This window comes from Nocardia sp. NPDC047654, from assembly GCF_043205035.1.
GTDB lineage: Bacteria > Actinomycetota > Actinomycetes > Mycobacteriales > Mycobacteriaceae > Nocardia.
The window spans coordinates 111,601-127,234 of the sequence record NZ_JBIDDF010000016.1; the positions used below are offsets into that span (position 1 = coordinate 111,601).

Annotated in this window: 16 protein-coding genes and 1 pseudogene; 8 read left to right on the plus strand and 9 right to left on the minus strand. The window is 70.7% G+C overall.

The genetic code is table 11. The annotated features are described in order from the left end of the window. Window positions 1–19 precede the first annotated feature (19 nt). Window positions 20–538 carry a low molecular weight protein-tyrosine-phosphatase gene (locus tag ACGF7Y_RS29860; RefSeq protein ID WP_393239549.1) on the plus strand — a complete coding sequence of 173 codons (519 nt, stop codon included), beginning with the start codon at window positions 20–22 and terminating at the stop codon, window positions 536–538. Continuing rightward, the gene (locus tag ACGF7Y_RS29865; protein ID WP_393239552.1) at window positions 538–1,431 is read left to right on the plus strand and encodes an SURF1 family protein; all 894 of its coding nucleotides are present in this window, start codon (window positions 538–540) and stop codon (window positions 1,429–1,431) included. The genes ACGF7Y_RS29860 and ACGF7Y_RS29865 overlap by 1 nt, the downstream gene beginning before the upstream one ends. A 54-nt stretch (window positions 1,432–1,485) precedes the next feature. Here the strand turns inward: ACGF7Y_RS29865 and ACGF7Y_RS29870 are convergent, their stop codons facing one another. Next, window positions 1,486–1,884 (minus strand): VOC family protein, encoded by a 399-nt coding sequence (locus ACGF7Y_RS29870; RefSeq protein WP_393239555.1) that lies wholly within the window; start codon window positions 1,882–1,884, stop codon window positions 1,486–1,488. A 108-nt stretch (window positions 1,885–1,992) separates the two neighbouring features. Beyond that, window positions 1,993–2,910, minus strand: coding sequence for a cobalamin biosynthesis protein (locus ACGF7Y_RS29875; protein WP_393239558.1), 918 nt, complete (start codon window positions 2,908–2,910; stop codon window positions 1,993–1,995). A gap of 146 nt (window positions 2,911–3,056) precedes the next feature. Here ACGF7Y_RS29875 and sigJ point away from each other — a divergent pair, with 146 nt between their 5' ends. Further along, on the plus strand, window positions 3,057–4,010 hold the full coding sequence (sigJ, locus tag ACGF7Y_RS29880; protein ID WP_393239561.1) for an RNA polymerase sigma factor SigJ: 954 nt from the start codon (window positions 3,057–3,059) through the stop codon (window positions 4,008–4,010). On the opposite strand, the gene ald is transcribed toward sigJ, so the two are convergent. Next, window positions 4,011–5,120 carry an alanine dehydrogenase gene (gene ald, locus ACGF7Y_RS29885; RefSeq protein ID WP_393239564.1) on the minus strand — a complete coding sequence of 370 codons (1,110 nt, stop codon included), beginning with the start codon at window positions 5,118–5,120 and terminating at the stop codon, window positions 4,011–4,013. A gap of 129 nt (window positions 5,121–5,249) precedes the next feature. Continuing rightward, window positions 5,250–6,017 carry an MBL fold metallo-hydrolase gene (locus ACGF7Y_RS29890; RefSeq protein ID WP_393239567.1) on the minus strand — a complete coding sequence of 256 codons (768 nt, stop codon included), beginning with the start codon at window positions 6,015–6,017 and terminating at the stop codon, window positions 5,250–5,252. A gap of 71 nt (window positions 6,018–6,088) precedes the next feature. On the opposite strand from ACGF7Y_RS29890, the gene ACGF7Y_RS29895 reads away from it, so the two are divergent. The 3 genes from ACGF7Y_RS29895 (at window position 6,089) to ACGF7Y_RS29905 (ending at window position 7,927) form a co-directional block, all read left to right on the plus strand. Next, window positions 6,089–7,036, plus strand: coding sequence for a GlxA family transcriptional regulator (locus tag ACGF7Y_RS29895; protein ID WP_393239570.1), 948 nt, complete (start codon window positions 6,089–6,091; stop codon window positions 7,034–7,036). Window positions 7,037–7,059: 23 nt separating this feature from the next. Continuing rightward, window positions 7,060–7,575, plus strand: coding sequence for a gamma carbonic anhydrase family protein (locus ACGF7Y_RS29900; protein ID WP_040865743.1), 516 nt, complete (start codon window positions 7,060–7,062; stop codon window positions 7,573–7,575). Between the two features lie 166 nt (window positions 7,576–7,741). After that, a complete protein-coding gene (locus tag ACGF7Y_RS29905; protein ID WP_040865840.1) occupies window positions 7,742–7,927 on the plus strand; it encodes a hypothetical protein in 186 nt (61 codons plus the stop codon). Between the two features lie 24 nt (window positions 7,928–7,951). Here the strand turns inward: ACGF7Y_RS29905 and ACGF7Y_RS29910 are convergent, their stop codons facing one another. Then, window positions 7,952–8,947 carry a GAF domain-containing protein gene (locus ACGF7Y_RS29910; RefSeq protein WP_393239574.1) on the minus strand — a complete coding sequence of 332 codons (996 nt, stop codon included), beginning with the start codon at window positions 8,945–8,947 and terminating at the stop codon, window positions 7,952–7,954. A gap of 107 nt (window positions 8,948–9,054) precedes the next feature. Further along, window positions 9,055–9,867, minus strand: a complete 813-nt coding sequence (locus tag ACGF7Y_RS29915) for an SDR family NAD(P)-dependent oxidoreductase (RefSeq protein WP_393239577.1) — start codon at window positions 9,865–9,867, stop codon at window positions 9,055–9,057. A 341-nt stretch (window positions 9,868–10,208) separates the two neighbouring features. On the opposite strand from ACGF7Y_RS29915, the pseudogene ACGF7Y_RS29920 reads away from it, so the two are divergent. Then, a pseudogene (locus tag ACGF7Y_RS29920) lies at window positions 10,209–10,565 on the plus strand (TetR/AcrR family transcriptional regulator); the annotation flags it as partial. Here the strand turns inward: ACGF7Y_RS29920 and ACGF7Y_RS29925 are convergent. After that, window positions 10,533–12,470: an Eco57I restriction-modification methylase domain-containing protein gene (locus tag ACGF7Y_RS29925; RefSeq protein WP_393239580.1), complete on the minus strand. Its 1,938-nt coding sequence runs from the start codon at window positions 12,468–12,470 to the stop codon at window positions 10,533–10,535. The pseudogene ACGF7Y_RS29920 and the gene ACGF7Y_RS29925 sit on opposite strands and share 33 nt — an antisense overlap. Window positions 12,471–12,644: 174 nt before the next feature. Between ACGF7Y_RS29925 and ACGF7Y_RS29930 the strand changes: the two genes are divergently transcribed. Next, complete coding sequence (locus ACGF7Y_RS29930; protein ID WP_393239583.1) at window positions 12,645–13,331, plus strand: nitroreductase; 687 nt, start codon at window positions 12,645–12,647, stop codon at window positions 13,329–13,331. 82 nt (window positions 13,332–13,413) lie between these two features. On the opposite strand, the gene ACGF7Y_RS29935 is transcribed toward ACGF7Y_RS29930, so the two are convergent. Both ACGF7Y_RS29935 and ACGF7Y_RS29940 read right to left on the minus strand, forming a co-directional pair. Then, entirely contained in the window at window positions 13,414–13,899 is a 486-nt protein-coding gene (locus ACGF7Y_RS29935) for a winged helix-turn-helix transcriptional regulator (RefSeq protein WP_393239586.1), read from the minus strand. 189 nt (window positions 13,900–14,088) lie between these two features. Further along, entirely contained in the window at window positions 14,089–15,522 is a 1,434-nt protein-coding gene (locus ACGF7Y_RS29940; protein WP_040865737.1) for an acyl-CoA carboxylase subunit beta, read from the minus strand. Between the last annotated feature and the right edge of the window lie 112 nt (window positions 15,523–15,634).

Sequence of the window (15,634 nt, forward strand, 5' to 3'; positions counted from 1 at the left end):
CGGAGCAGAACCGGCCAGAATGGCAGGCGTGGGTCAGCTGCACGTCTCGTTCGTCTGTACCGGCAACATCTGCCGCTCTCCGATGGCGGAGAAGATCTTCGCCTCGCACCTGTACCGGGCCGGGTTGGCCAACCGGGTCCGGGTGAGCAGCGCGGGCACCGGTTCCTGGCACGTGGGCGCCGACGCGGACCCTCGCACCAGCGCCACCCTGCGCAAATACGGATACCCGACCGGGCACGTCGCCGCCGTGTTCGGCGCCGAGCACAGCGACGCCGACCTGGTGGTCGCCCTGGACCGCTCCCATCAGCGTGACCTGGCCCGCCTCGGCATCCCTGCCGAGCGGCTGCGGTTGCTGCGCGCCTTCGACCCCGACGCCGACGACCACGACGTGGCCGACCCCTACTACGGCGACGCGGCGGACTTCGAACTCGTGCGCGCCCAGATCGAGGCCGCCGTCCCCGGCCTGCTCGACTGGGTGCGCGCCGAACTGGCCGCCGAACCGCCCGACCTGCGACCCGTCCCCGACGAGCGACACTGATGCGCAGGCTCGCGTTCCTGTTGCGCCCCAGCTGGCTGATCCTGGCCGTGCTGGTCGCCGCGTTCGCCTATCTGTGCTTCACCGTGCTAGCGCCGTGGCAACTCGGCAAGAACACGGCCACTTCGCACCGCAACCAGCTGATCGCCGACTCGGTGCGAGCCGATCCCGTCGACGTCACCACCGTGCTCTCCGACACCGGGAGCGGCGCGCACACCGAATGGCGGCGGGTCACCGCCACCGGCAGTTACATGCCCGACTCGACGGTGTTGGTGCGGCTGCGCCACCTCGACGGCGCTCCGGGGTACGCGGTGCTCGCGACGTTCCGCCTGGCCGACGGCCCCCTGCTGCTCGTCGACCGCGGTCTGGTTTCCGCCGTCGACGGGACACGCCCGCCGCAGATCCCCGCACCGCCCGCCGGGCCGCAGCGCGTCGAGGCCAGGGTCCGGATGTCCGAGGGCGTCACGCCGGGTAAGGATCCGAGCGTCCAGGACGGCTATCGCCAGGTGTACTCCATCGACACCACGCAGGAATCGACGGTCCTCCAGCAGCCCCTCACCCCCGTGCCCACCGGCGGCGAGCGCGGCGGTTACCTCCAGCTGGGCGAGAACCAACCGGGCGCGTTCACCCCCACCCCGCTTCCCCAACTCGACGCGGGCCCGTATCTGTCCTACGGCCTGCAATGGCTGGCCTTCGGCATCATGGCTCCCCTCGGCCTCGGCTACTTCGTCTACGCCGAGATCCGGGAAAGAAGGAAAGAGAAGGCCTCCGCCGCGCCACCCCGCTCGCCGTCGCCCACCGAGCCGGCCCGGTCCGGGTCGATCCCCTCGCCGGCTCCGGCCGCGCCGACTACGGAAGCCCGCCTGGCCGACCGCTACGGCCGCGGCCGCGGTTGATCCCGGCGCCGCGGCCATTCGGCATTACGCGGCTCGACGCCGTCCGAGTTCGCGTCAGGGCTGATGCGGCCCGAGCAGATCCCAGCGGTTCCCCGCGATGTCCAGAAAGACCGCGACCCGCCCATACGGCTCGGCGCGCGGCGCGCGCACGAACTCGACACCGAGGGAAACCATCCGGTCGTACGCCGATTGGAAGTCCCCCACCTGCAAGAAGAACCCGACCCGCCCCGCGACCTGCTGCCCGATCACCGCGGCTTGCGCCCTACCGTCGGCTCGGGCGAGCAGAATGCCCGTCTCGGCACCGGGCGGCCGCACGACCACCCAGCGTTTCGGGCGGCCGTCGTTCGTGAGCGCCGCCGAGTCCTCGACCAGCTCGAATCCCAGGGTGTCGACGAAGAATTCGATCGCGGGGTCGTACTCCGCCACGACGATGGTGATGAGCCCGATCCGCACCGCGAAAGCCTATCCCGCCCCGTCGACCGCACCCGAAGACGTCGCGGTCCTCGGGAGTTTCGGCTCGGGGTGGTCGCGCCCGGCGGCAGCGACCCCACGTCGGATCACTCAGCGCCGGGTCGCGGCGAGGGCGGCGGCGAGCAGAGTGGCGGTGAGTTGCACAGCCTCGGAAAGACGAACGGCGCGGCGCAGGTCGTGCGCGGTGGGAGCCGGGCCGTCTCCGAGCACCGGGCGCATCTCCACACCATGCGGGTACTCGGTACGGCCGCCCAGCCGGACGCCGAGCGCCCCCGCCATCGACGCTTCCACGACTCCCGCGTTGGGGCTCGGATGCCCGGCCGCGTCACGCCGCCATGCGGCCAGGACGGCAGCGGCCCGCCCGCCGATCAACGGGGCGAGCGCGGCGGTGAGCACGCCGGTGACCCGCGCCGGGATCAGATTGGCCGCGTCGTCGACGCGCGCGGCGGCCCAGCCGAAGCGCCGGTAGCGCAGGTTGCGGTAGCCGATCATCGCATCGAGCGTGTTGATCGCGCGGTACCCGAGCAGACCTGGGACGCCCGCGACCGCGCCCCAGACCACCGGGGCCACGGCCGCGTCGGAAGTGTTCTCGGCGATGGACTCCAGGGCCGCGCGGGCGAGCCCGTCCGCGTCGAGCGCCTGCGGATCGCGGCCGCACAGCGAGGGCAGCAGCGCGCGAGCCCCCTCGATGTCGCCACCCTCCAGTCGATCGGCCATCGCGTGCCCGGCCCGGGCCAGGCTGCGTCCACCCAGCACGGTCCAGGTCGCGATCGCGGTCGACGCCCACCCGCCGCGCCGCACGGCCACGCCGAGCCCGACCACTGTGCCGACGGCCAGCGCCTCGTGCACCAGCCCCGCCGCGCGCCGGTCGGCGTAGGTCACCGATTCCAGAGCCGCCACCGCCGAGCCGAATCCGGCCACCGGATGCCACCGCCGCGGATCGCCGAACGCCCGGTCGAGCGCGAATCCGAGCAGCAACCCGAGCGCGGTAGAGGTCCCCTTCTGCACCCGGTGAGGCTATCGGTCGGGTGACCGGCCCCACGCAGACGGCTCACCGCTCGAAGCCATGTCACACTCTTTTCCCCTGCGTCGTCGATCCGGTGACGCACCATAGACTCGCCCCGGCAGGGGCCGAACGACGAACAGGCGACCAAGTGACTTCCGAACAGCGTGAGCCCCTCGACCAAGCCGAGCTGGCCCGGCAGTTCGAGGAGCACCGCGGGTATCTGCGCAGGCTCGCCTACAGCACGTTGGGCAGTCTCAGCGACGCCGACGACGTCGTGCAGGAGGCGTGGCTGCGGTTGCAGCGCCAGTACGAGGCCGGCGCCGCGGGCGAGATCGACAACCTGCGCGCGTGGCTGTCCACCGTGACCGGCCGGCTCGCCCTCGACCACCTCGGTTCCGCCCGCGTGCGCCGCGAACAGTACGTCGGCGAATGGCTGCCGGAGCCGGAGGTGACCAGCTGGGAGGATCCCGCCGACCGGATCACCCAGGACGAGCGGGTCACCACCGCGCTGCTGGTCGTGCTCGAGTCCCTGTCGCCCGCCGAGCGCACCGCGTTCGTGCTCCAGGACGTGTTCGGCATGAGCGGGCCGGAGGTCGCCGAGGTGGTCGGCCGCACCCCGGCCGCCGTCCGCCAGCTCGCCTCCCGGGCTCGCAAGCACGTCGAGCAGGGCACTCCGCGCTTCCCGGCCTCTCCGGACGAGCAGCAGAAGGTGGTGTCGGCCTTCGCCCTGGCCTGGCGGTCCGGCGATCTGAGCGCTCTGCTCGGTGTGCTCGACGCGAACGTCAGCCTCACCGCCGACGGCGGCGGCAAGGTGCCCGCGATCCGGCAGCCCGTGCACGGCGCCGAGATCGTGGCCAAGCTGCTGCTCGGCTGGTACCACGCGCCGTCCGCGGCGGGCGCCTGGGGCCGCGCGGTGCTGGTCAACGGCCAACCCGGGCTGGTTGTCTTCGACGGCACCCACACGGGCGTCTTCGCCTTCACCGTCGACGACGGTCACATCGTGTCGATCGACGTGGTCCGCAACCCGGACAAGCTGCGTGACCTGCCCACCAGCGGCGAGCCGGACTGGTACCTGGGCGAGGGCCTCGCCGGGCAGGAGTAGTCAGCCCGCGACGCCGAGCGGCCGCGAATACCCATGCGCGGCGGCGACTTCCGCCGACAGCAGCCGCCCGGCGTCCGCGGTGAGCCCGTGTGCCAGATCCGGGTGCGTGGCGCATGCCTCCTGCCAGCCGAGGTCGGCGATCGCCCGTACGTAGGGCAGGGTCGCGTTGGTGAGCGCGATCGTCGAGGTGTGCGGCACCGCGCCCGGCATGTTGGCGACGCAGTAGAACAGCGAATCCGCCACCCGGAAGGTGGGATCCGCGTGCGTCGTCGGGTGCGCGGAGGCGAAGCAACCACCCTGGTCGATCGAGATGTCCACCAGCACCGCGCCGGGGCGCATCCCGGCGACGAGGTCGTCGGAGACCAGTTCCGGCGCACGCGCGCCGGGAACCAGCACCGCGCCGATCACCAGGTCGGCCGACAGCACCGCCCGCCGGATCTCCGTGGCATTCGACGCGACGGTGGTGATCCGCCCGTCGAAGCGGGCGTCGAGTTCGCGCAACCGATGCAGGTTGGTGTCCAGCACGCTGACGCGCGCGCCCATGCCCATGGCGACCGCGGCCGCGTTCGATCCCGCGACGCCGCCGCCGAGCACGACGACCTCCGCGGGACGCACGCCGGGGACGCCGCCGGGCAGCAGCCCCGCACCGCCGAGCGGGGCCATCAGGTGATACGCGCCCACCTGGGCGCCGAGCTTGCCCGCGATCTCGCTCATCGGAGCCAGCAGCGGCAGCGAGCCGTCGGCGGCGCGGACCATCTCGTAGGCGATCGCGGTGATGCCCGAGCGCAGCACGGCGTCGGTGCACTCGCGCGACGCGGCCAGGTGCAGGAAGGTGAACACCACCTGATCGCGGCGCATCCGCGGATACTCCGGCGCGATCGGTTCCTTCACCTTCAGCACCAGCTCGGCTTCCCGCCACACCTGGTCGGCGTCCGGGACCAGGCGGGCCCCCACCGCGGCGTAGCCGGCGTCGGGGAATCCCGATCCGACGCCCGCGCCCGCCTGCACCAGCACCTCGTGTCCGTGCCCGACCAGCTCCCCGGCGCCTGCCGGAGTCAGGGCTACCCGGAACTCTTGCTCCTTGACCTCCCGTGGAACTCCGATCCTCATACCGTCATCGTCGCCCCGCCACCGCGCCCGCGCCACGACCGACGCGCCGAACGCGCACGGCGACCACCCGCGCCCGCGCCGCAGGCGAGTTTCTCGGCACGTTGCCCAGCTGAGCGCGGACGGCATTGCTCACACGATCGCGGCGCGGCCCAGCGGCGGTATCCGCAACTGCTCGGCGCGGCCGCCGTCGCGGAAGACGTGCCCCAGGTAGTCGAGTGTCTCGCTGAAGTGCGCCCAGCCCTCGGCGTGGACCGGCACGATCGCCGCGTCGCCGAGCAACTCGGCCGCCCGCAGCGCGGTGCGCGCGTTCAAGGTGACGTCGGCGTCGCCGAAACGGCCGATGTTCGCGGCGCCGATGTTGAGTACGGCGATGTCGATGCGGCCGATCCGCTCGACGATCTCGCGCACCACGTCGACGGAGGCGTTGTCACCGGAGACGTACACCGTCGGCTGTCCCTCGGCGCGCAGCACGAAGCCGGTGACGATCCCGGTGAACGGCTCACAGCCCTCGGGACCGTGCAGGGCGGGCACGCCGGTCACCCGCACGCCGTGCACCGTCACGGTCTCCCAGTTCTCCAGTCCGCGCACACCTTCGATCCGGGTCGCGGCGCCGGGCGTCGACAGTACGGTCGGCACCGTGGTCAGCAGTTTCCGGCCGGAGTCGTCCAGATTGTCGGCGTGTTCGTCGTGCGAGAGCAGCACCACGTCCACCGGACCCACCTCCTCGGCCGACACCGCGGGGCCGGTGAGTTTGTGCAGTGTGACGGCGCCCGGGTAGTCGCCCGGCTCGTCGAAGGTGGGGTCGGTCAACCAGGTGCGGCCCGCGTAGCGGAACCGCAGTGTCGGACCGCCGATGTGCAGGACTTCCAGGCCGGTGCGTTCGATCGTGTCGCTCATGCCGTTGATCTTGTCCCGCGCAAGTACCGGAAAACAGTGGCCCGCGAGCCGCTTAACGTTAAGATCGGGCCATGCGCACGGTGGCCGTCTTGGCGTACGACGGAATCAGCCCGTTTCACCTGTCGGTGCCCAGCCTGGTTTTCGGCCGCGTCGGCGTCGAAGGATCCGCGCCCTATCGGGTGGACGTGTGCGCCGAGCGGCCCGGAAGCCTGGGCACCCCCGCCGGATTCGACATTCATGTGCGGCACGGACTAGAGACGCTGACCCGCGCCGACACCGTCGTGATCCCGAGCTGGCGAGCAGGCGAACCGCTGTCCAGCGAACTGAGCGCCGCCCTGCGCGCCGCCCACGCGGGCGGCGCCAGGATCGTCGGGTTGTGCCTCGGCTCGTGGGCGGTGGCCGCCAGCGGACTGGCCGACGGACGGGAAGTGACCACGCACTGGGCCTCCGCCGCCGAACTGGCCCGCGCGTTCCCGGCTGTCCGGGTCCGCGCCGACACGCTGTGGTCGGATCTGGGCGACGTCGTCACCTCGGCGGGCGTGGCCGCGGCGCTGGACTGCTGCCTGCACCTGGTCCGCGGTGATCTCGGCAGCAAAGCGGCCACCGAACTGGCCAGAGCACTGGTCACCGCTCCGCACCGCAGCGGCTCCCAGGCGCAGTACATCCCGGTCGCGGTCCCCGACGCCGCCGACGACGATCCGATCGAGCGCGCCATGGTCTGGGCGCGAACCCATCTCGGCGACCCGGTCGACCTGGATCGCTGGGCCCGCGTCGCGCTCATGTCGCGGCGCACCTTCACCCGCCGCTTCCGCGACCGCACCGGCACCAGCCCGCAGCAGTGGCTGCTGCTCCAGCGCACCGACCGGGCACGGCTGCTGCTCGAGTCCACCACCGACACCGTGGAACGCATCGCCGTCGACACCGGCTTCGGCACGGCGGTGAGCCTGCGCCACCACTTCCATCGCATCCTCGGGACCAGCCCCGCCGCCCACCGCACCAGCTTCCAAGGGCAGTGCTGAGCGGTTGCACTAAGTTCGTGACCATGCGGATTCAGCTGGGCGAGCATGCGCCGGAGATCGAGGAGAGCGCGTGGATCGCGCCGAACGCCACCGTAATCGGCCGCGTGCGGCTCGGCGCCGAGGTGAGCGTCTGGTACAGCGCGGTGCTGCGCGGCGACTTGGAGACGATCGAGGTCGGCGCGCGCAGCAATATCCAGGACGGCTGCGTGCTGCACGCCGACCCCGGCTTCCCGCTCACCGTCGGCGCGGGGGTCTCGGTGGGCCACAACGCGATCCTGCACGGCTGCACCATCGGCGACGACGTGCTGGTCGGCATGGGCGCCACCATCCTCAACGGCGCCGTCGTCGGGCCGGGCAGCCTGATCGCGGCCAACGCGCTGATCCCGGAAGGGGCGCGGATTCCGCCCGGTTCCCTTGTGGCGGGAGTGCCCGGCAAGGTGCGCCGGGAGCTCGGCGCCGAGGAGCAAGATCGCATTCGCCTGAATGCGACTGTCTACCTAGCAAATACAGCTCAACATCGCACGGGAAATCAGGTGTGAAACAGGACACATTGATCAAGTGTCCAGTCAAGATCGCTGATAGCATTCAGCCAGCGTGCCCGGCGACCCGGGCTCTCCTGTCGACACGGTTGTCGTGCGACTTGTAGCGCAGTGGTGAACCCACCCGGGTCGGTGGGTGGGCGAGCGTGAGGCAGGAGGTATCACGGTGTCGTACGTGCAGTCGGGTGTGCACGGGCCCAAGGGCCGGATCAGCGTCGCCGACATCGCGGCCCAACCCGGCGGAGTCGAGGCACTCCAGCGCCGGGTTCATGAATTGCGTTCCCGCGGTGTGGATTTCGCCGCGAACGCGATCGAGAAGGAGATGGCCGAGCTGGACCTGCCGTGCCGATGACTCCCTTACCACGGTCACCGCGGTTCACGATTCCGCGGTGACCGTGGCCAGTCCGGCCGTGGTGTGCTGATCCAGCGCCATCAACGCGGCCCGTATCCGTACCGGTTGCCAACCACCGTCGAGCCTGCGCAGACGCACCGTTCCCTCGGTGCGATGCCGCGCCAGGTCCTGTGACATGGTCTTCGCGGTGGCCAGATCGTCCGGATGGATCTGCGGCCTCGGCTGCCCCGGCCGGTCCTCCCAGGCGATGTCCGGCATGGGCGCGCCGATCCACCGGATCAGCCGCAACGAGCGCAGATTGACGATCGCGCGGTACTCGCCGGGTTCGGTGGCGGCTTCCAGCAGCGTGTACTCCAGGATCGCGGGCGGCGGCGCCGCGGAGACCGCGGTAGCCGCGCCGATGTCCTGGGTCACGCCGCGCAGCAGCACGTGACACTCGCCGCGGTCATCGGGCTCGGCGACGATCCGGCAGGCGAAATGCGCGGCGCGCAGCGCGTCGTCGTCCCGCCGGACGGTCCATACCGCCTGGTGCTCGGTGCCCGGCGCGGAGTTGACGATCTTGGCCAGCGCTTCGCTCTCGTCGCGGTTGGTCACCAACCGGGTGAACGCGCCCGCGATGGCCAGCTCGGCGGCGCGGTTCTCCGGCGCGACGCCGTACAGGTCCAGCAGGTCGGGGCTGCGCACCGAGCGGTTGGTCGTGAGATCGAAGTACCACGCCCCCATCGGGTCGGCCGCCGTGACCGGCTCCCGCCGCGGGCCTACCCACAGCCGGACCGCATGCGCCCGCCGCGGCGAGATGAGCAGCGGCTCGGCCAGCACCGTGCGCCGCCCGTCAGCGGAGACTTCCGCCACCGGCACACCGGTCGCGCATGCCCGCCCGAGTGCCGCCTCCGCGTCGGCCAGCGACAGCGGATTGCGCACGATGTTGGTCAGCGGCACGAACGACTTCGGCGCGGACCCCACCGCGATCACTCGTCCCGGAGAACCCGAGAAACACTCGACGAGAACCCATTTCGTCACCACTCTGGTCCCCGCGCTCCACTACCGCGCGACCCGTCCGGCTTCCCCCATAGAGTGAAATATGTTCGGCTGGTTGTCATTTCGTCAATCCCCATCCCTGACCGCGATCAGGAACGGAATACCATGTCCAGCACCTTCTCGTGGTACGACCCGGCGATTCTTGTGACCAGGTCCACAGCGATGGCGTCCAGTCCGACCAGAATCTTGGCCTCGCCCCGCGCGGCGCCACGCAGGATCGTCCGCGCCGCGGCGGCGGGACTGGTCCGCGCCACGTGCCCTTCGAATCGGCGCACCACCTCCTCCGCGTCGATCCCCGGCGCGACGCTGGCCGACCGGGCGATCCCGGTGAGCACGCCACCGGGGTACACCCCGGTGACCCGCACCGAGCCGCCCGCCGCACGCATGTCCTGGCGCAGCGAGTCGGTGAAACCGCGCACGGCGAACTTCGCCGCGTTGTACGGCGCGTGCCGCGCCACGGCCACCAACCCGAAGGCCGAGGACATGTTGACGACGTGCGCGCGATCGGCGGCCAGCAGATGCGGAAGGAAGGCCTTGGTCCCGTTGACCACACCCCAGAAGTCGACAGCCATCACTTGTTCGAAGTCGCTGAACGGCGACTCGAGCACGCTGCCGACGTGCAGGATGCCCGCGTTGTTGAACAGCGCCTCCACCCGGCCGAAGCGCGCGACGGTCCGCTCCGCGTACGCGAGCACGGCCGCGCGGTCGGTGACGTCCACGGCGCTCACCTCCGGCTCCCGGCCGGTGGCCGCGCACAACGCCCCCGTCTCGGCAACAGCCTCCGCCGACTTGTCCGACAGTGCCAGCCACGCCCCCGCACCGGCCAACGCCACGGCCAATTCCCGGCCGATACCGGAGCCCGCGCCGGTGATCGCCACGACTCGATCCGCGAAATATCCCATGGCTCAACCCCTTTCCGCACCGGCCGAGGGTCAGGGCCGGACGCCGACCACAGGCTAGCCAGTCGAACATGGACACGCGACCTACTCGGCGGGACCGGCCGTCCGGCGATGCCCGCTCACGCTTCGCCCACTCGATGAAATAATGGACGTTCCCGTCCGCACCGTCGCGACGCCGCGCCCACCGGCCACGGCCCGGCCGCCGCGCCGAACCCACTGGAGATCCGATGCCAACCATCTCGCCCATGCTGCAACGCATCCTCGAGAAACCGGTCGCCGACGGCGAGAAGCTCCTGGAAAGCGCGCTCTCGGCGTTCCTGGACTTCGGCATCAAGCGGACCAGCATGGGCGAGATCGCCCGCCGCGCGGGGATCAGCCCGGCCACGCTGTACCGGCGCTACGAGTCCAAGAACGATCTGGTCGAGGCGGTCAGCGTGCGGGAGGCGCAGCGCTTCGTCGCCTCGATCGAAAAGCAGGTGCGCACCGTCTCGGGCAACGACGATCAGCTGGTGGAGATCTTCGTGGCGTTCATCGGAGCCATCGCGGGCAACGAACTGCTGCGCAGGTTGCTGCGGACCGAGCCCGACCTGATCCTGCCCCGGCTGACCACCGAGGCGGGGCCGATCCTCGCCGTCGGCCGCGACTACCTGGCCGAGAAGCTGCGTGAGCTACGGGATGCCGGTGGCACGCACGACTTCGATGCCGATCTGGTCGCCGAGATCATGGCCCGGCTGGCGCTGTCGCTCGCTCTCACCCCCGACGGCCTGATCCCGGTCAGCGATCGCGGCGCGGCGCGCGAATTCGCCCGCCGCACCCTGCTGCCGATGGTCGGCGTCGGGGTCCGCGCGTAAGCCGACGCCGAACGCGGCGGCCACCCGCTCGTCCAGCTCTGCCTGTGCCGCGAGATCCGGCACCCGGCCCTCCACGAACTCACGGACCAGATCGATCACACCCGCCGACCGGCTGGCCGCCGGATCGGGCACCGGCAGCCGCGACACGTACTGCGTGATCCACCGACGCCTGCCCGAGTACAGCCGATTGCCGCAGACCACGTCGTAGAACCGCAACCCCAGCGCCGAATTGGCCACCCCCATCAGCAGATACGCCAAGCGCGTCGCCTCGGCGGGCAGATCGGCCAGATCGGGCAGCGAGATCCAGTAACAGTCGCCGTTGACCACCGCGCCCGAGCCGTCCAGCGCGAAACGCGGCCGGTCGCTGATGTCGGGGAAGACCAGCTTCGGCTCGCGCCACAGGTGCGGCCGCTGCGGGACCCAGATCTCGTACCAGGCGCGACCGCTCTCGGTGACGTAGCGGCGTCCGGCCAGCGTCTCCCGATGGGAACGCAGATACGCGGCCGCGGCGGGATATTCGTCGAGATCGATCGGCGTGCGGCGTGCACTGGTCAGGTCGTAGGGATACAGCACGCGCACCTCGCGGGCGCGGGTAGTCCGCCACGGCGCGAGATCGTGGTGGGTGATCAGGTCGAGCAGCAATTCGGACTCCGGACACGGCTCGGCCTGAGCCCAGCGGTCGGAGATGAACACGCGGTCGGCGGTCGTCTTGATGCCCACTCGGATGCGCGCCACATCGCCGAAAGTGCGCCAAGTCGTCTCCGCTATCCGCTCCAGCCAGGAATCGATCGCGTCGTGCGACATCCGCCACGCGACCTCCGGTTCCCGCGCCACACCCCGGCGAGTCCTTCGTTCCGCCGTGAACTCCGGTGGCCCGTCGCGTCCGCGACCGGCTCCGGCGGTGTCCGGGGACGTCGACTCCCGGGGTTCGGTCGCCAGCTCACCGACCTCGATGACGAAGGTCCGGCCGTTGTACTCGACGATCGAGCCGCCCGGGTCGACCAGCGCCTCGAACAGCGTCTTCTCGCCGGGTGTTTCGCCGGTGGCCTCGTAGGCGGAGACGTAGCGGCAGCCGTCACCGTGCCCGGCGCGCCGCGCGATGGCGATCGCGGGGAGCACGGCGGCGGTGAACAGTTTGGTGTCCCCCAGGTCGTACAGCTCGACCGGAGCCAGGTCGGTCACCAGCAGCCGCCGGATGTTCGCGCCTGCCTTGGTGGTCAGGAACCGGTTGGCGCACAACAGGCCGAGCACGCCTCCCGCGGCCAGCAGCCGCGGCAGCGTCGCGACGAACGGATGGGTGAGGTCGATCCGCCCGCGCAGGCCGAACCGCTTGCTCAGCAGCTGCGCCGTCGATCCGCCCAGCTGCTGGGTGCGCACATATGGCGGGTTGGTGATCACCGCGTCGAACGAGCCGTCCGCGAGCTGGGCCTCCACCGCGAGGAAGTCGGCCCTGCGCCATTGCGCGGCGATCCCCGCCGCCCGTGCGCGCTCGCGGGCGACCGCGAGTGCTCGGCCATCCAGGTCGTAGCCGACCAGCACCAGGCGGAGGCCGGGAAACCGGATCGCGACCTCGTGGTGCACGGCGAACAGCAATTCGCCGTCACCGCAGGCCGGATCGAGCACACGCAGGACACCGGCGTCCGAGAACTCGGCATGGCGTAGCAGCCGTTGCGCCAGGAACCGGGCCAGCACAGGGGGCGTGTAGTGCCTGCCGTGCCGTTTGCGGTCCCGCGCGGCGGGAGCTTCGGACGCCATATCGGGATTCTGCCTCGTCGCGCCGCGCCGATCGCCGTAACTCGGACAACAGGATCGCGGAACCGCGCGCGTCGCGGCCGACTCGCCCGTCCCGGGTGACCGCCCGGCTTTCGCGGCGGGGTGTTCGATGCTAGCGTCTGGTCTCGAAATAAGACTGACAAAGGAGGCGGGGGAATGACAGTGACGACAGACGACTTCACGGCGCTGAGCCGGGTGCTCGACGAACGGTGGACCTGCAGGCAATTCCATCCGCAGCCGGTCGAGCGCGACACTATCCATGCCCTGTTGCGGCTGGCCCAGCGCACGCCGTCGTGGTGCAACACCCAGCCCTGGCAGGTCGTGGTGACGGAGGGGGCCGGCACGGATCGTTTCCGGAAGGAACTCGTCGAGCACATCGCGACCGCCACGCCCGCACCGGATTTCGAGTTCCCGGCGCAATACACCGGGGCGTACCGGGACCGCAGGCGGGAATGCGGAAAGCAACTCTACGAAAGCGTCGGCATCGCCAAGGGCGATCACGAGAAGACCATGCGCCAAGCCGTGCGGAATTTCGAACTCTTCGACGCGCCGCATGTGGCGATCGTGACCAGCGAAGCCGATCTGGGCATATACGGAGCGGTGGACTGCGGTCTCTACATCGGCAGTTTCCTCTTGGGCGCCCAGAGCCTCGGCCTCGGCGCGGCGCCGCAGGCCGCGCTGGCCACCTACTCCCCCTTCATCCGGGAGTACTTCGGTATCCCGGAGCAGCGCAAGGTCGTCGCCGGAATCTCGTTCGGATACCCCGACCTCGAGCATCCCGTCAACGGCTTCCGCACCACCCGGGCCGAGCCCGACGACGTCGCCACCTGGTTCGCCGACTGATGCGGCCGTGCGCGGGGCTCGCCCGGCGAGGTCGCGCCGACGGAGTATTCCGCTGCGCCCGCCGTCGATCACCGCGCTTTCGCTAGCGCGCGCGACCCGCGGCGGCCTCGCTACCGGTGACGCCCAGCAAACCTGGTCCCGGTTCCGGGGTGACCTCCCGTGCGGTGAGTTCGGTTCCACACGAATCGCATTCGAGCTTGACGTGCGCCTCGCCCGCGCAATCGCGATGGGCGTAGCGCACCGGAGGCCCTTCGGGCGCCATATAGGTATCGCCCCAATCGCGGATGGCCAGCAGGATCGGGTAGATGTCGTGACCTTTGGGGGTGAGGCGGTACTCCTCGTGCGCGCCCACGGCGGCCTTCTGTTTGACGAGGATGCCGTTGTCGATCAACCGGTCCAGACGATCCTGCAGCCTGCTGCGCGAGATCCCCAGTGCGCTCTGGAAAGCGTTGAACCGCCGGATACCGGAGAAGCAGGACTTGAGGATCAGCAGAGTCCAGCGATCACCGAAGATCACGAGCGGGCGCGTGATCGAGCACGGCACGTCGGCCAGTTCTTCGTAGCGCACCTCCCGATGCTACCGACCACCGAGCCACCCTCGCCCCGTGAAACTTCACGACCTCCGCCTGCCCGGGCACGGACACCTTCCAAGCCACCGAATCGACGCACGCCACCGCCGATTCGCCGGCCCGCTTTACGGGCACCGGGAAACGCGAAGCGGGCCCCGGGAGTACCGGGGCCCGCTTCGGTGGGTGGATCAGAGCGGGATGTTCTTGTGGTGGCTGGCCCTGGCCGGCGCCGCCGCGAGGGCCGCGGCGATGACGCTGCGGGTCTTCGCCGGGTCGATGACCTGGTCGACCACACCGATGGCGATGGCGCGCTCCACGCCGCCCGCGATGCGCTCGTGTTCGGCGGTGAGCCGCTCGTGCAGCGCTTCGCGCTCCTCCTCCGGCGCGGCCGCCAGCGCCTTCTTGTGCAGGATGCCGACCGCGGCCTTGGCGCCCATGACGGCCACCTCGGAACCGGGCCATGCGTAGACCGCCGTCGCGCCGAGCGAACGGGCGTTCATCGCGATGTAGGCGCCGCCGTAGATCTTGCGGGTGACCAGGGTGACCCGCGGTACGCGCGCCTCGGCGAACGCGTGCAGCAGCTTCGCGCCGCGCCGCACGACGCCTTCCCATTCCTGGCCGACACCGGGCAGGTAACCCGGAACGTCGGTGACCACGATCAGCGGGATGCCGAACGCGTCGCACAGCCGCACGAAACGCGCCGCCTTCTCCGCGCTTTCGGAGTTCAGGCAGCCGCCGAGGCGGATCGGGTTGTTCGCCAGCACGCCGACGGTGCGTCCGCCGAGACGACCGATGCCGGTCACGATGCTGCGGGCATACAGCCCCTGCAACTCCTCGAACGACGACTCGCCGTCGACGTTGTCGAGCAGCTCATGGATGATCGGCTTCACGTCGTAGGCGCGCTTGGCCGATTCCGGCAGCATGGCCTTCAGGTCCACGTCGCCGTGCTCGGCCGCGACCAGGTCGAACTCGCCCTGCTCGGCGAACATCGACACCAGGCGGCGCGCGCGGTGCAGCGCGTCGGACTCGTCGTCGGCCACGATGTGGGTGACGCCGGACTTCTTGCCGTGCGTCTCCGGGCCGCCCAGGGTGGCCATGTCCACCTGCTCGCCGGTCACGCTGCGCACCACGTCCGGGCCGGTCACGAAGACGCGGCCTTCCGGAGCCATGATCACGATGTCGGTCAGCGCGGGACCGTAGGCGGCGCCACCGGCGGCGAAGCCGAGCACCACGGAGATCTGCGGAACCAGGCCGGACGCGCGGACCATGGCCTCGAAGACCAGGCCGACCGCGTGCAGCGCCTCGACGCCCTCGGCCAGGCGAGCGCCGCCGGAGTGCCACAGACCGACCACGGGGACACCGGAGTCGATGGCGGTGTCGATGGCGTCGACGATGTGCTTGCAACCCTCCACGCCCATCGCGCCGCCCATGACGGTCGCGTCGGAGCAGTAGGCCACGGTGCGGACGCCGTCCACCTCGCCGATGGCGGCGAGCACGCCGGACTTGTCGCGCGGGTGGAGCGGAAGAATGGTCCCGGGATCGAAGAAGCGCTGGAGTCGACCGAGCGGATCACGCGGGTCGGTCGCAGTCTCTTGATGCAACGCGGGAGCGATGATTGTCATCGCGTGGTCTCCTCACCTCGATGAGTGTGCCGCTGCTGCGGCTGCGTATGTCGAACCACGGCGGGGCCGGGCCAGTTCAGCTGGCCGACCCCGCCGGGATCGTTGTGCAGTC

Bases quoted from the DNA above. Each gene is read 5' to 3' on its own strand.
- ACGF7Y_RS29860 (WP_393239549.1), top strand. From the start codon at position 20: ATGGCAGGCGTGGGTCAGCTGCACGTCTCGTTCGTCTGTACCGGCAAC.
- ACGF7Y_RS29865 (WP_393239552.1), top strand. From the start codon at position 538: ATGCGCAGGCTCGCGTTCCTGTTGCGCCCCAGCTGGCTGATCCTGGCC.
- ald (WP_393239564.1), bottom strand. From the start codon at position 5,120: ATGAGGATCGGAGTTCCACGGGAGGTCAAGGAGCAAGAGTTCCGGGTA.
- ACGF7Y_RS29890 (WP_393239567.1), bottom strand. From the start codon at position 6,017: ATGAGCGACACGATCGAACGCACCGGCCTGGAAGTCCTGCACATCGGC.
- ACGF7Y_RS29895 (WP_393239570.1), top strand. From the start codon at position 6,089: ATGCGCACGGTGGCCGTCTTGGCGTACGACGGAATCAGCCCGTTTCAC.
- ACGF7Y_RS29900 (WP_040865743.1), top strand. From the start codon at position 7,060: ATGCGGATTCAGCTGGGCGAGCATGCGCCGGAGATCGAGGAGAGCGCG.
- ACGF7Y_RS29915 (WP_393239577.1), bottom strand. From the start codon at position 9,867: ATGGGATATTTCGCGGATCGAGTCGTGGCGATCACCGGCGCGGGCTCC.
- ACGF7Y_RS29925 (WP_393239580.1), bottom strand. From the start codon at position 12,470: ATGGCGTCCGAAGCTCCCGCCGCGCGGGACCGCAAACGGCACGGCAGG.
- ACGF7Y_RS29930 (WP_393239583.1), top strand. From the start codon at position 12,645: ATGACAGTGACGACAGACGACTTCACGGCGCTGAGCCGGGTGCTCGAC.
- ACGF7Y_RS29940 (WP_040865737.1), bottom strand. From the start codon at position 15,522: ATGACAATCATCGCTCCCGCGTTGCATCAAGAGACTGCGACCGACCCG.